The organism is Microbacterium sp. NPDC077391 (assembly GCF_040686955.1).
GTDB classification, from domain to species: Bacteria; Actinomycetota; Actinomycetes; order Actinomycetales; family Microbacteriaceae; genus Microbacterium; species Microbacterium commune.
This window is the reverse complement of record NZ_JBFBMI010000001.1, coordinates 288,774-302,742: the sequence shown is the minus strand read 5'-3', so window position 1 is coordinate 302,742 and position 13,969 is coordinate 288,774. Positions and strand designations below refer to the sequence as shown.

The window sequence follows — 13,969 nt, the reverse complement described above, 5'->3', positions numbered from 1 at the left end:
TGCCGATAGCCTCGGCTCAGCGTATCGGGTGCCTCAGACGCGGGGCGGCAGGCCGCGAGCAGCGCGCTCTTCGGCCTCGATCTGGGCGTGCACCCTGCGCTCCGTGCGGTCGAAGCGAAGGATGCCGCGGAGCACGATCACGAAGACCGCGCTCACGACGACGGTCGGCAGAAGTGACCACGCCGCAGCAACCCAGAAGCTCTCCACACTCCCATCGTACCGCTCGCGGCGGTGAGCCGGCCGACGGAGATCGCATGCGCGCGCATCCATCCTGCACCCCGTGGTCGCGGTCGACGGCTGTGCACCACCGCCGGGGACGACGCACCGGGCGCCGCGCGGGCAGTCGGCGACGTCGAGCACACTCCCCTCATGACCACGATCATCCACGCCACAGATCCCGCCGAGTTCCTCGGTCTCGTGCCGGCGCTGGCCGGCTTCACCCCGCGGCAGAGCATCGTCATGCTGCCCTTCCACGGCACGCGCACCCAGGGCGCGATGCGCATCGACCTGCCGGCGGGCGACGTCGATCCCGACCGGTTCGCCGACGTCGCCCTGCGCGCACTGCTGCAGGTGCCCGACACCGACGCCGTCGCCGTCGTCGTCTACACGGACGACGGACCGGCAGATGTGCCCGACGGCCTGCTGCTGCCGCACCTGTTCCTCGCCGAGGCGTTCGTCGACGTGTGCGCCCACGCCGGGCTGCGAGTGGTCGAGGCGCTGTGCGTCACCCCGCACGGCTGGGGCGACTACCTCGACGACGTCCCTCAGGTGCGTCCGCTCGCCGACATCCCGGCCGCTCCCGCGGTGCCGGGCGTCGGGGACGTCAGCGGTGATCAGCTCGCCGGCGCCGAACTGCCTCGCAGCGACCTCGTCGAGCGGGAGAGCGTCGGCCGCGCCCTGCGCGACCTCGGCGACGCGATCGAGCACATGACGCACGGCACGGCGACCGGTTCGGAGAACCCCATCGCGATCGTGGCCGCCGAGGTGGTGCTCGACGACCTGCCGCTCTTCGTCGAGCACCTCCTCGACTCCCCGAGCGACGACGATCCGTTCACGTGCGCCGCTCTGCTGTGGTGCCTGAACCGCCCGCCGCTGCGGGACGCGATCCTCGTGCAGTGGGCGGCCGACCTCGACTTCGGGTATCGCGCGTTCGACGCTCAGCTCGCCTTCTCGAGCGACCGCACGACGGTGCCGGATGCCATCGGCGAGGTGTTCATGGGCCGCGGCCCGCGGCCGGATCTCGATCGGCTCGGATGCGCGCTGCAGGTGGTGCGCTCCGCGGCGGCGCGTGCGCCGCGGCACGCCAAGGTCGGCGCGCTCACCGCCGCAGCGTGGCTGTCATGGGCGATGGGTCGCTCATCGCACGCGGGCACCTACGTCGATGAAGCGCTGCGCCTCGAGCCCGGCCACAGCATGGCCTCGCTCATCTCGAGCATCCTCGCGGCGGCCATGCTGCCCGAGTGGGCGCTGCGCAGGCCATGACGGTCCCGCGATCAGCGGGGGATGCACGCCCCGACCGGCACGGGTGCCGAGGCCTCGTCGAGCTGCGCGATGACCGGCAGCAGCTCGTCGTTCGTCATCGCATAGCCCACGTCGGGTGTTGCGGCGTCCTTGGCGAACACCATCCCGGCGACCTGCCCGCCCGCGGTGAGCAGCGGTCCGCCCGAGTTGCCGGGTTCGACCTGCGCCCGCAGGGCGTAGACGCTGCGCAGCGCCGTGCTGTCACCGTAGATGTCGCGCACGGGCGCGCTCGACGACGAGACCACGCCTGCGCCCGTGACCCGGAACGGACCGCCGAACGGGTAGCCCATCACCGCGCCGCCCTCGCCCGGGGCCAGCGCTCCGGCCAGGCCCAGCGGCTCAGCCTGCACGTCGGCGGCGATCACGGCGATGTCGTCGATCGGATCGAAGTACACCACGGTCGCATCGCGGGCCGGTTCGCCCGGCACCTCCACGATCGGCGCGCGGACGCCGGCCAGGACGTGCGCGTTGGTGATGATGCGGTCTTCGGCGATCACGAACCCGGTTCCCGTGGAGACGACCCCGCAGCCGTCCGCTGCGCCCGAGACCTTCACGACGGAGCCCGCAGCGCGTTCAAGCTCCGGGGTGGCGAGATCGATCGGCGTCGCCTCCGGAGCCGCGTCCAGCTGCCCGGGCTGCAGCAGCCCCTCGAGGGTGGGCAGCACCGTCTCTCCGAACGCGAACGCGTTGAGGCGGGCGGCGGCATCCGCGAGCGGCTGCGGGATGTACCGCTCGACGGTGCGCAGCACGCTCGACGACGCGACGGTGGCCGACAGCACGGGCACACCCGCGGCGGCGATGGAAGAGCCGACCATCGTGATCGCCAGGGCCGAGGCGACCAGGGCGGTGAGCCCGCCGAGCATCCGCTCCACCAGCCGGAGCTTCAGCCGGTCGGCACCGCGGCGAACGACGCGGCCGATAGCCGCGCCGATGCTCGCGCCCACGGCGAGCAGCGCGACAGCCGTGAGCACCAGCAGAAGCCCTCGCGGTCCGCTCTCCGGCACTGCGCGCGCCACGAGGGGCAGCACCCACGGTGCGGCGAGCGCGCCGAGCACCAGACCGCACACCGAACCGAGCACGGCGAACAGTCCTGCGCCGAGTCCCGTGCCGACCGATGCGATCAGCAGCACGGCGATCAGCAGGTCGACGACGTTCGGCGTCATGCTCCCGGTCCGGTCACTTCACAAGCGGGAAGAGGATGGTCTCGCGGATGCCGAGGCCCGTGATGGCCATCAGCAGGCGGTCGATGCCCATGCCCATGCCGCCGGACGGCGGCATGCCGTGCTCGAGTGCACGCAGGAACTCCTCGTCGACGCGCATCGCCTCGAGGTCACCACCGGCTGCCAGCTTCGCCTGCTCGACGAAGCGCTCGCGCTGGATGACGGGGTCGACCAGCTCGGAGTACCCGGTGGCGAGTTCGAAGCCGCGCACGTACAGGTCCCACTTCTCGACGACGCCCGCGATCGAACGGTGCTCGCGCACGAGAGGAGAGGTGTCGACGGGGAAGTCCATCACGAAGGTCGGGCGCACGAGATCGACCTTGACGAAGTGCTCCCAGAGCTCTTCGATCAGCTTGCCGTGAGTGGGGTGCGGCGGGATGTCGACGCCGTTCGCCTCGGCGAAGGCGATGAGGTCGGCCACATCGTCCTGCGGAGTGAACTCGCGCCCCGCGGCGGCAGACAGCGAGCCGTACATCGAGATGCGATCCCACTCGCCGCCGAGGTCGTACTCCGTGCCGTCGGCCCAGGTGACCGTAGTGGATCCGGCGACGGCGACCGCCGCGTTCTGGATGAGCTCCTGGGTGAGGTCGGCGATGCCGTTGTAGTCGCTGTACGCCTGGTACGCCTCGAGCATCGCGAACTCGGGGCTGTGGGTCGAGTCGGCGCCCTCGTTGCGGAAGTTGCGGTTGATTTCGTACACCCGCTCGATGCCGCCGACGACCGCGCGCTTCAGGTACAGCTCGGGCGCGATGCGCAGGTAGAGCTCTGTGTCGAACGCGTTGGAGTGGGTGATGAAGGGTCGCGCCGAGGCTCCGCCGTGCTGCACCTGGAGCATCGGCGTCTCGACCTCGAGGAAGTCGTGCGAGGTGAACGTCGCACGCAGGCTGGCGTTCACGGCTGCGCGGGCGCGCACCGTGGTGCGTGCCTGATCGCGCACGATGAGGTCGAGGAAGCGGCTGCGCACGCGGCCCTCCTCGCTGAGCTCGGAGTACGCGTTCGGCAGCGGCAGGATCGCCTTCGACGCGATCTGCCAGGCATCGGCCATGATCGACAGCTCACCGCGGCGGCTGGAGATGACCTCGCCGCGCACGAAGACGTGGTCACCGAGGTCGACGAGCGCCTTCCAGTCGGCAAGCGACTCCTCCCCCACGTTCGCCAGCGACACCATGGCCTGGATGCGCGAGCCGTCGCCGGCCTGCAGCGTTGCGAAGCAGAGCTTGCCGGTGTTACGGCTGAACACCACGCGTCCGGCCACACCCGCGGTGACTCCGGTGGCCGTGTCGGGCTCGAGCTCGCCGTACTCGGCCCGCAGCGACGGGATGCTGTGCGTCACCGGCACCGAGACGGGGAACGCGCCACCGCCGGCATCCGCCCGCTTCTCGATCAGCCGCTCGCGCTTGGCGAGGCGAACCGCCTTCTGCTCGAAGACGTCGTCTACCAGCTCGGCGGATGCGGGGGTCGGCGCGGGCGCGTCAGTCATGGGTGGGGCTCCTTGGAAAGTCCCCTCGAGTCTACCGGCGCGCGCCTGTCTGCCCGGAGCTGCCGTCTGCTGCCGCGATACCCTCTCGGCATGCCCGCTCCGCGAGAATCCGCCCTGCCCGATGTCCGGAGGGTGCTCATCGCGCTCGCGTTCGCCGTCGGGCTGATCGCCGCGCTGATCCCCGTCGCTCCCGCGTCCGCCGACGTCGACGACTTCTCGTACTCGTCATGGTCGGCCGAATACGACGTCGCCCTCGACGCAGAGGGCAGATCGATCGCACAGGTGACCGAGACGCTGGTCGCCGAGTTCCCGTCGCACGATCAGAACAAGGGCATCATCCGCGGCTACCCGCAGCGGTATCTGGGCGCGGGACTCGACATCGACATCGTCTCCGTGACGGATGCCGAGGGGCGTGACGTGCCCTTCGAGGTCGAGACCGAGGACGACATGGTGCTCGTGCTCACCGGCACCGACGACTACGTGCACGGCTCGACGACGTACGTGATCCGCTCGACGATGCGTGACGTGATGGTGCACGGCACCGAGTCGGGCAACGACGAGTTCTACTGGAATCTCCTGCCTCTGAACAGCACCCAGGCCATCGGCCGCTTCGACGCCGAGATCCGCTTCGCGCCCGAGCTCGCTTCTGCGGCGACCGGCGACACCGCCTGCTATGCCGGGCAGCAGGGCCAGCGGATCGCCTGCGAGATCGAGGAGTCGGACGACGGCTCCACCTTCCGGGTGCGCTCCGGCGCCCGCGAGGCGGGCGACGGCGTCACCGTGGCCATCGGGTTCGCGGGCGGCACGGTCACCCAGCCCGCCGCGAGAGAACCCGATCCGGTGGCGGACTTCGCGCCGGTCGTCGCCGGCGGCGTGACGCTGGTCACCGCCGTCGGTGCCTGGATCGCGGTCGCGCGCATGCGGCGTCGCCGTCGCACCGCGACGGGCATCATCGTCGCCCAGTTCGATGTGCCCGCCGACCTGCCGCCCCTCGTCGCGGCCCCTCTCATCGTCGGTGCCCCGAACCCCGCGCCCGCGCAGATGGTGCACCTCGCGGTGCAGGGTGCGCTGCGCCTGGAAGACGACGGCGACGATCGGCCGGCCCTGCGCCTGCTCGACAGGACCCGTTCCGGGCATCCTCTCGATGCCGCCACCCTGGATGCCCTGTTCCCCGGAGAGACCACGGTCCGTCGCATCCCGCGCACGAGCACCACGTTCGCCAAGCGTATGCAGAAGCTGGTCGGCAAGGGCGCGGCCGAGGCGAGGCGGCGCGGCTGGGTCACCTCCGAGCGCAGCCGAGCGGCTACGACGATCGGCTGGGTGTCGCTCGGGATGCTGGCCGTCACCCTCGCTCTGCTCATCTGGACGGCCTCGAAGGACCGCGACCTGCTGCCGCTGTCGATCATCGCCTTCGTCATCAGCGCCGTCGGTGTCGGGGTCTCGGCGATCGTGGCGTTCAGCCGGCACACGGTGCTCACCCCGCAGGGCGCGGAGCGCTCCGAGTACCTGCGGGGGGTGCGGGAGTTCATCCGGGTCGCGGAGACCGATCGGCTGCGCATGCTGCAGTCGGTCGATGGCGCCGAACGTCGCGCCGACGGCTCGATCGACGTGATCCATCTGTACGAGAAGCTGCTGCCGTACGCGATGCTCTTCGGCGAGGAGCGCAGCTGGTCGACGGTGCTCGAGACGACGTACGCCGACACCGGACGAGACCCCGACTGGGTCAGCACCTACGTCGGCGTCTCCCTCGCGACGCGCCTGTCGACCTACTCCACCTCGATGACCACCGCGGCGACGTACACGCCCGCCTCGAGCTCATCCGGCGGGTCGACCGGCGGTGGCTTCTCGGGTGGCGGCGGTGGCGGCGGCTTCTCCGGCGGTCGCTGACGCGAGCCGCGGCGGAGGGTTCAGTCGGCAGGAGGCGCGAGCGGATCGGATGCCGCGCGCAGCGCCTGCTCGACGGTCGAGCCGACCAGGGCCGAGAGGTAGCCGCCCGGGTTGTCGACCCCGACGCCGCGCAGCAGACCGGTGGCCTGCTGCACGATGGAGCGGGAGAACTCGGATGCCGTGGCGATCGCCTCGGCGTACGTGGGCCGATCCGTCTCGGCGACGACGACCGGCTCGCAGCCCATCTCCACGGCCAGGGCCTGGGCGATCGGCAGCACGGCCGCCGGGGCGGTCACGGCGGCGAAGGCGACCTGCAGCTGTCGCAGGTCGATCGTCGTGCCCGTGAACGAGATGGCCGGATGCACGGCGAGTGGGATCGCCCCGCGCTCGGCGGCCGGGCGCAGCACCTCGGTGCCGTACGCGGGATCGGTGTGCAGCACGAGCTGACCCATCTGCCAGCCTCCGAGCTCGGCGATGCCGCTGACGAGCCCTGGCAGCTCGGCGTGCGGCACGGCCACGATCACGAGCTCGCTGCGCCGCGTCACCTCCAGCGCATCCAGCACGGGCACGCCGGGCAGGACGGCGGCCGCGCGGTCGTCGTCCGAGCCGGAGGTGATGCCGGTGATCGCGTGGCCGGCGCCGGCGAGCGCGGCTCCGATGATCGGGCCGACCCGGCCCGCGCCGATGATGCCGATGCCCAGGCGCCCCTCGCGCGTCATCGCTGCACCCATCCGGGCGGCGGGACCGCCTCGCCGTCGGCGCGCAGCACCTCACCGTCGGGCTGCGCCGGCCTGCTGTCGGATCCCACCGCGTCGGTCACGTGCTCGGCCCAGCGGTGGGTGCGGTCGGCCGACGCGGCGAGCGCGGCCGCCCGGCTGACGCCGTCGAGCAGCGCGATCGCGTCGTCGCGCTCGAGACCCGACATCGTGCCGGTGACGGGTCCCGCGACCGAATGGATCTGCCCGTGCGAGACCCGCTGCAGTCGGTCGATCGGCCCCTGCGAGATCGACAGGCTCTGCAGCCGCGCGAGGGGGAACACGGCGAGGCGTCGCCACAGGAACCCTCGGCGCACCAGCACCGCGTGCTCGGTGAGGCGGTATCCGTGCCGCTTCCACGACAGCGGGCGGCGCCAGGCTGCCCGCGCCGGGATGGTCCGGTACGGATCGTCGGTCCCTGGACCGACCACGCCGTCCTCCCACATCTCCGCGATCTCGGCCGGGGTGATGCCGGGCAGAACCAGTCCGAGGACCCGCTCGACGTCGGCGCGGCGACCGACCGGCAGCACGATGTTGAACTGCTGCGCGCTGCCAGATGTCTGCTGCGCGGCGCTCTTGCCCGTCATGCGGTTGATCTTCACCGTCCACCAGCCGAACGGGCGCCACAGCAGGGACTGCGACACCTCGACCGCGAAGATCCTCCCTGGCGGCAGTGTCTCGGTGACCGTCGTCAGCAGGCCGAAGGTGATGCGCACGCCGTCCGGGGTCGACGCAATCGAATAGCGCAGCGATTTCGAGATCTGCGCCCAGGTGATGCCGACCACGGCGATGATGAGCGGGATGCCGACGCCCAGGCTGATGCCGAGCGTCAGAAGCGCGATCTCGGCGGGATCCTCGCCGTCGCCGCTCATCCCGAGGAACATCGCGACGACGGAGACGACGTAGATGCCGCCGAAGAAGAGCAGCCACAGCACCGCCGAGACGAGCTGCGAGCCTATCAGCCGCCCGGTGGGGATCTTGACCACGCTCTCGGGTTCGATGTCGGCAAGATCGACCCCTTCGATCAGACCCGTCACACCCGCGTTCATCGACCCGATGATCGCCTCGCGGGCCGTCTGCGGCGGCGTCGCTCCGGATGCCACGAGTCGAGCGCTGCGGGCGCCGGCGGCCAGCCGCAGGATGTCGGCGCGCACCGCCTCCGCGACTCCTGTGGAGAGGTATTCGAGGGGCACGTTCGCGTCGTTGCCGGCGCCGACGACCTCGAGCTTGGCCAGCCCGATCAGGCGCGCGGGGAACGGGCGGGTGAGGTTCACGCCCTGCACCCGATCCAGCGGTGCGCGACGGTGCGACCGGAACAGCAGCCCCTTGCGCACCTCGACGTGCTCGCCCGTGATCCGGAACTGCTGGAACCGCCAGAGGAACCAGAACACGGCGATGAGCAGCACGACCAGTCCGAGCACGGCCAGCAGCGCGAGCAGCACGAGGTCGTTCTCGAGGACCCAGTCGACGGGGTCGCCGCCGCTGGCGCGGAAGCCCGAGTCGGGAGCGAAGAGCCGAACGACCCAGTCGATCACCTTGTCGCGCATGTTGGTGATGATGATGCCCGCCACCACGAGCAGCGCGAGTCCCCCCTTGAACAGGGGGGTGAGCGGATGCATCCGGTGCCACTCGCCGTCGGCGAGCGACGACGACCCGCCCTGGGGCAGGGCGCCGGGCGCCGTGGGGCGCTGCTCCGGGATGCTCACAGACCGGTCCGTCGCGTCTCGGCGACCTCGATGAGGGTGTCGCGCAGCGCCTCGGCTGCCGCCTGTGTCAGACCGGGGATCTGCACGCCGGTGGCGGCCGCGGCGGTGACCATCTTCAGCTGCGAGAGCCCGAAGACGCGGTCGAGAGGCCCCTGCGTGATGTCGACGAGCTGCATCCGCCCGTACGGCACGGCCACCATCCGCTGCCACAGGATGCCGCGGCGGAAGACGATGTCGTCGGGGCGGAGCATGTAGCCGAGCGCCTTCGCCTGTCGCGGCAGGATCGCGAGCGTGATGACGTCGATCGCGATGAGAGCGCCCGCGGGGATCCAGACCCACGTCATCTCGAGAACGACGGCGGCGATGGCCGCAGCGATCGCGACGATCACGATGATGATCGCGTTCTGCACCAGCTGCGAGGTCACGTAGCGCGGTGAGATCTGGTGCCAGGTCCCGTCGAGCGCGAGGGCTCCGCTGCCGCGCGGGATGCGGATGCCCGAGTACGTCCCCTCGTCAAGCACGTCGGCCGGTGCGGGAGCCGGACGTTCGAGGCTCGGCTCACGAGGCGGGTTCGTCTGGCTGTCGCTCATCAGGATCCTTCGGGAGGGTGCAGAACTGTTCCGCGATGAGGGCCACCCCGACCAGCAGCGCTGCGCAGATGATGAGGGCGATCATCGCCACCACCGACCCTACCGGCGCCGGCACCGGGCGGGTGGAGAGGTAGAGCAGCAGGCCGGCCCCGAAGCCGGCGAGGATCGCGCCGAGCAGACTCGACGCTCGCGCCAGGGTGGCGGCGCGCAGCGCGCGGAACGGATCGATACGCCGACCGCCGCGGGTGCTGCGCCGCACCGGCACGGCGAGCACCAGCACGGCGATCGCGATGAGCACGAGCAGCACCGGGAGGAAGCCGGACGGGGTGAAGGTCGCGCGTCCGGTGACGGTGAGCATGTGGTCGAACGCGAAGCCGGCGCCGGTAGACAGCAGCGCGAGCAGGAGAAGCGACGCGGCCGAGGTGCGCTTCATCGGTCGTCCGACGATCGCAGTCTGCGCACCAGCTCGTCGACTCGGCCCGCTCCGGGGAGCACCGCGTCGGGATCGATGCTGAGCCAGGGCTCCAGCACGAAGAGCCGTTCGGCAGCGCGCGGATGCGGCACCTGCAGGTGCGGGGTGTCGCTGGCGAAGTCACCGTAGGTGATCAGGTCGAGGTCGAGCGTGCGGTCGCCCCAGCGCTCGAGCCGCATCCGACCCTGCTCCTCCTCCACCGCGTGCAGCATGCCGAGCAGCACCTGCGGTGCGAGGCGGGTCGTCATCAGTGCGACGGCGTTGAGGTAGGGCGGCGCGTCGGGGTCGGGGCCGTCGGGTTTCACCGCGACCGTCTCGATGGGCTCCGACATCACGAGGTCGTCGACCAGCGGCAGACGACGCAGCCGCTCCGCGGCGGCACGCAGCATCTCACCGCGGTCGCCCTCGTTGGATCCGAGCGCGATCACCGCGACCTGAGGCAGCCGGCCCGGCCGCGGGTCGGGCGGTGCGGGCAGGTGCGTGAGACGGCGATCCATCACGGTCGCCTCCGGCGGACGGTGACCGACACGTCGGCGAAGCTCTGCTCGATCGGCGCGCTCGGCTTGTGCACGGTGACCGCCACGTTCTGCACGCGCGCATCCTCGAGCGCAGCATCCGCGATGCGATTCGCGAGGGTCTCGATCAGGTTCACCGGCTCACCGGCGACGATCGCCGCGACGGTGTCGGCCAGCTCGCCGTAGTGCACGGTGTCGGCGACGTCATCCGTCGCGGCCGCCGCGACCAGCGACAGCTGCAGCATGAGGTCGATCGTGAACTCCTGGCCCTGCCGACGTTCGAAGTCGAAGACGCCGTGATAGCCGAACACGGTCAGCCCGGTGAGGGTGATCTCGTCGAGTTCGTCCATGTCAGGCTCCATCCCACGCGCTCGCCACGGCCAGTGCATCCCGGGTTGCGCCCACGTCGTGCACTCGCACCGCCCACGCTCCGGCGCGTGCGGCGAGCGCGCTCGTCACGGCGGTGGCGAGGTCACGGCGCGACTGGTCGGGCTGACCGTCGAGGGTCTCGGCCAGGAAGCGCTTGCGCGACGTGCCGACCAGCACGCGGTGCCCGAGGGCGATGATCTCGTCCAGCCCACGCAGCACCTCCCAGTTCTGCTCTCCCGACTTCGCGAAGCCGATGCCGGGGTCGAGGATGACGCGCGACGGCGCGATGCCGGCGACGGCAGCCGCCGTGACCCGCTCCCGCAGCTCGGATGCGACCTCGCGGGCGATCCGCGCATACTGCGCGCGGGCGTACATGTCCGTCGACGGTCCGCGCCAATGGCCGATGGCGATGTCGGCATCCAGATCGGCCGCCGTCCTGAGCATCTCGTCGTCGGCGAGGCCACCGGACACGTCGTTCACGATGCGCGCCCCGGCGCGGACGGCTTCGGCTGCGGTGTCGGCGTTGAGCGTGTCGATCGACGTGGGGATGCCGTGGGCGGTGAGCGCCTCGATCACCGGGAGCACACGGCGCTGCTCCTCGGCGCTGCCGATGCGCTCCGCACCGGGCCGGGTGGACTCGCCGCCCACGTCGATGATGCTGGCTCCCTGCGCGCGCATCGCGCGAGCGCGCGCGACGGCGATGTCGAGCTCGACGTAGCGGCCGCCGTCGCTGAACGAGTCGGGAGTGATGTTCAGGATGCCCCAGATGCCCGTCATCCGTGGCCTCCGGCGCCCTGGACACCTGAGCCTGCGGTCGGTGCGCTGATCAGGGCGATGAGCTCGGCACGGGCGGCCGGATCGGTGAACGCGCCGCGTGCCGCGATGGTCACCGTGGTCGCCAGCGGCTGTCGCCCGCCGCGCATGGTCACGCATCCGTGCGAGGCGTCGAGCACGACGAGCACGCCGCGGGTGTCGAGATTCTCGGCGATGGCATCCGCCACCTGCTCGCCGAGCCGCTCCTGCACCTGCGGACGGGTCGCGAGAGTCTCGACGACCTTCACCAGCGCACCCAGGCCGACCACCTGCTCACCGGGCAGATAGGCGATGTGCGCGACTCCGGCGAAGGGCAGCAGGTGATGCTCGCACACCGAGCGGAAGCGGATGTCGCGCATCAGCACCGCCCCGGAGGGCAGGGTGTCCGGCGCCGGCCCTCGCGAGACGCTGATGGTGCGCGCGAGATGCGACGCCGGCTCCTCGCCGACGCCGGCGAAGAACTCGCCGTACAGCTCGGCCATGCGGCTCGGGGTCTGCGTGAGACCCGGCCGATCCGGGTCCTCGCCGATCGCCTCGAGCAGTTCGCGGGTGAGCCGCTCGACGCGCGCCCTGTCGACGCTCACGTCACGCCGTCGCCGGTCGGGCCTGCCCGCAGGTCGCGGGTGCGCTCGACGTGCGAGCCGAGCCGGCGGTCTGCGCGGTCTGCGCGGCCACGCCCTCCTCGACGCGGCGGGGCACGGCGATGGGCGGCAGCGTCGACACCGGCCGCTCCTCGCTGGAGAGCCACTGCGGGCGCTCCGGGAGCTTGCGCACCTCGGTGAAGATCTCGGCGATCCGGTTGTGATCGAGGGTCTCCTCCTCGAGCAGCGCCAGGGCGAGGCGGTCGAGGATGTCGCGGTTCTCGCTGATCACCTTGTACGCCTCGTTGTGCGCCTGTTCGATCAGCGCGCGCACCTCGGCGTCGACGCGCTCGGCGACCGTCTCGGAGTACTCGCGACCGCGCCCCATGTCACGACCGGCGAACGGCTCGCCGCCCTCGGAGCCGAGCTTGACCGGGCCGAGCTGGGTGGTCATGCCGTACTCGATGACCATCTTGCGGGCGATGCTGGTCGCCTTCTCGATGTCGTTCGAGGCGCCGGTGGTCGGGTCGTGGAAGACGAGCTCCTCGGCGACGCGACCGCCCATGGCGTAGGTCAGCTGGTCCTGCAGTTCGTTGCGGGTCACGGAGTACTTGTCATCCAGCGGCATGACCATCGTGTACCCGAGCGCCTTGCCGCGCGGCAGGATCGTGATCTTCGTCACCGGGTCGGTGTAGTTCATCGCCGCCGCCGCGAGGGCGTGGCCGCCCTCGTGGTACGCCGTGATGAGCTTCTCCTTGTCCTTCATGACCCGGGTGCGGCGCTGCGGGCCGGCGATCACGCGGTCGATCGCCTCGTCGAGCGCGCGGTTGTCGATCAGCTGCGCGTTCGAGCGCGCGGTCAGCAGAGCCGCCTCGTTCAGCACATTCGCGAGATCCGCACCGGTGAAGCCTGGGGTCTTGCGTGCGACGACCTCTAGGTCGACCGACTGCGCGAGCGGCTTGCCCTTGGCGTGCACCTCGAGGATCTGCTGGCGACCCTTCATGTCGGGGGCGTCGACGCCGATCTGGCGGTCGAAGCGACCGGGGCGCAGCAGAGCGGGGTCGAGGATGTCGGGGCGGTTGGTCGCCGCGATGACGATGACGTTCGCGTTGGGGTCGAAGCCGTCCATCTCGACGAGCATCTGGTTCAGCGTCTGCTCGCGCTCGTCGTTGCCACCGCCCATGCCGGCACCGCGGTGACGGCCGACGGCGTCGATCTCGTCGATGAAGATGATGGCGGGAGCGTTCTCCTTGGCCTGGGTGAACAGGTCGCGCACGCGGGAGGCTCCGACGCCGACGAACATCTCCACGAAGTCCGAACCGGAGATCGAGTAGAAGGGTGCACCGGCCTCGCCGGCCACGGCGCGGGCGAGCAGCGTCTTTCCGGTTCCGGGAGGGCCGTACAGCAGCACGCCCTTCGGGATGCGCGCGCCGATGGCCTGGAACTTGGCCGGATCCTGGAGGAACTCCTTGATCTCGTGCAGCTCCTCGATGGCCTCTTCCGCCCCGGCGACGTCGCCGAAAGTGACGGTCGGGGTCTCCTTGCTGACGAGCTTGGCTTTCGACTTGCCGAACTGCATCACCTTGCTGCCGCCGCCCTGCATCGACGAGAGCAGCCACCAGAACAGCAGGCCCAGCAGCACGAGCGGAAGCAGCAGCGAGATGAAGCCGTCGAACCAGGTCGCCCGTGGCACCACGTCGCTGGCGTCCTTCGCCTTGATCTCGGCGGCGTCGATGGCCTCCACGACCTGGTCGGCGCGCGCCTCGACGTAGTAGAACTGCACGTTCTTCGCACCCTCGAACTCCTTCGAGAGCGTGAGGTCGACCCGCTGGTCGCCGTCGGTGTTGACCACCTTCGTCACGGTGTCGCCGTCGAGCAGCTCGAGACCCTGCTGCACGGTCACCTGCGTGGGCGCCGAGAGGTTCGAGATCAGCAGGAAACCGGCGAAGAGCAGCGCGCCGATCAACGCGACGTAGATCAGCGGATTGCGTGAGACCTTCTTGACGTCCATGATGCGTTCAGCGTACCGCTCGGCACTCAGGCGTCCGCTGAACGTTCAC

14 protein-coding genes are annotated in these 13,969 nt (G+C 70.8%); 2 read left to right on the top strand and 12 right to left on the bottom strand.

The features are described 5' to 3' along the window. Positions 1–33: 33 nt before the first annotated feature. On the bottom strand, positions 34–207 hold the full coding sequence (locus AB0O65_RS01400) for a hypothetical protein (RefSeq protein WP_177243884.1): 174 nt from the start codon (positions 205–207) through the stop codon (positions 34–36). Positions 208–369: 162 nt separating this feature from the next. On the opposite strand from AB0O65_RS01400, the gene AB0O65_RS01395 reads away from it, so the two are divergent. Next, entirely contained in the window at positions 370–1,482 is a 1,113-nt protein-coding gene (locus AB0O65_RS01395) for a DUF4192 family protein (RefSeq protein WP_363382430.1), read from the top strand. Between the two features lie 11 nt (positions 1,483–1,493). Here AB0O65_RS01395 and AB0O65_RS01390 read toward each other — a convergent pair whose 3' ends face one another. Together AB0O65_RS01390 and lysS are read right to left on the bottom strand one after the other, a co-directional pair. Next, positions 1,494–2,684: a MarP family serine protease gene (locus AB0O65_RS01390; protein ID WP_363382428.1), complete on the bottom strand. Its 1,191-nt coding sequence runs from the start codon at positions 2,682–2,684 to the stop codon at positions 1,494–1,496. A gap of 13 nt (positions 2,685–2,697) precedes the next feature. Then, positions 2,698–4,221: a lysine--tRNA ligase gene (gene lysS, locus AB0O65_RS01385; RefSeq protein WP_363382425.1), complete on the bottom strand. Its 1,524-nt coding sequence runs from the start codon at positions 4,219–4,221 to the stop codon at positions 2,698–2,700. 90 nt (positions 4,222–4,311) lie between these two features. On the opposite strand from lysS, the gene AB0O65_RS01380 reads away from it, so the two are divergent. Continuing rightward, positions 4,312–6,108 carry a DUF2207 domain-containing protein gene (locus tag AB0O65_RS01380; RefSeq protein ID WP_363382422.1) on the top strand — a complete coding sequence of 599 codons (1,797 nt, stop codon included), beginning with the start codon at positions 4,312–4,314 and terminating at the stop codon, positions 6,106–6,108. Between the two features lie 20 nt (positions 6,109–6,128). On the opposite strand, the gene AB0O65_RS01375 is transcribed toward AB0O65_RS01380, so the two are convergent. Genes AB0O65_RS01375 through ftsH form a run of 9 tightly spaced genes read right to left on the bottom strand, consistent with a single transcriptional unit; the run spans position 6,129 to position 13,920 of the window. Continuing rightward, the gene (locus AB0O65_RS01375) at positions 6,129–6,827 is read right to left on the bottom strand and encodes a DUF2520 domain-containing protein (protein ID WP_071644872.1); all 699 of its coding nucleotides are present in this window, start codon (positions 6,825–6,827) and stop codon (positions 6,129–6,131) included. Continuing rightward, the gene (locus AB0O65_RS01370) at positions 6,824–8,569 is read right to left on the bottom strand and encodes a PH domain-containing protein (protein WP_363382419.1); all 1,746 of its coding nucleotides are present in this window, start codon (positions 8,567–8,569) and stop codon (positions 6,824–6,826) included. Before AB0O65_RS01370 ends, AB0O65_RS01375 begins: the two co-directional genes overlap by 4 nt. Then, the gene (locus AB0O65_RS01365) at positions 8,566–9,159 is read right to left on the bottom strand and encodes a PH domain-containing protein (protein WP_363382417.1); all 594 of its coding nucleotides are present in this window, start codon (positions 9,157–9,159) and stop codon (positions 8,566–8,568) included. Before AB0O65_RS01365 ends, AB0O65_RS01370 begins: the two co-directional genes overlap by 4 nt. Continuing rightward, on the bottom strand, positions 9,128–9,592 hold the full coding sequence (locus AB0O65_RS01360; protein WP_363382415.1) for a DUF3180 domain-containing protein: 465 nt from the start codon (positions 9,590–9,592) through the stop codon (positions 9,128–9,130). Before AB0O65_RS01360 ends, AB0O65_RS01365 begins: the two co-directional genes overlap by 32 nt. Continuing rightward, entirely contained in the window at positions 9,589–10,128 is a 540-nt protein-coding gene (gene folK / locus AB0O65_RS01355; protein WP_363382412.1) for a 2-amino-4-hydroxy-6-hydroxymethyldihydropteridine diphosphokinase, read from the bottom strand. Before folK ends, AB0O65_RS01360 begins: the two co-directional genes overlap by 4 nt. Further along, complete coding sequence (gene folB, locus AB0O65_RS01350; RefSeq protein ID WP_363382409.1) at positions 10,128–10,496, bottom strand: dihydroneopterin aldolase; 369 nt, start codon at positions 10,494–10,496, stop codon at positions 10,128–10,130. The genes folK and folB overlap by 1 nt, the downstream gene beginning before the upstream one ends. 1 nt (position 10,497) lies before the next feature. Further along, positions 10,498–11,292 (bottom strand): dihydropteroate synthase, encoded by a 795-nt coding sequence (gene folP, locus AB0O65_RS01345; protein WP_363382407.1) that lies wholly within the window; start codon positions 11,290–11,292, stop codon positions 10,498–10,500. Further along, positions 11,289–11,912: a GTP cyclohydrolase I gene (gene folE / locus AB0O65_RS01340; RefSeq protein ID WP_363382404.1), complete on the bottom strand. Its 624-nt coding sequence runs from the start codon at positions 11,910–11,912 to the stop codon at positions 11,289–11,291. Before folE ends, folP begins: the two co-directional genes overlap by 4 nt. 1 nt (position 11,913) lies before the next feature. Then, positions 11,914–13,920, bottom strand: coding sequence for an ATP-dependent zinc metalloprotease FtsH (gene ftsH / locus AB0O65_RS01335; RefSeq protein WP_363382401.1), 2,007 nt, complete (start codon positions 13,918–13,920; stop codon positions 11,914–11,916). Positions 13,921–13,969: the final 49 nt, after the last annotated feature.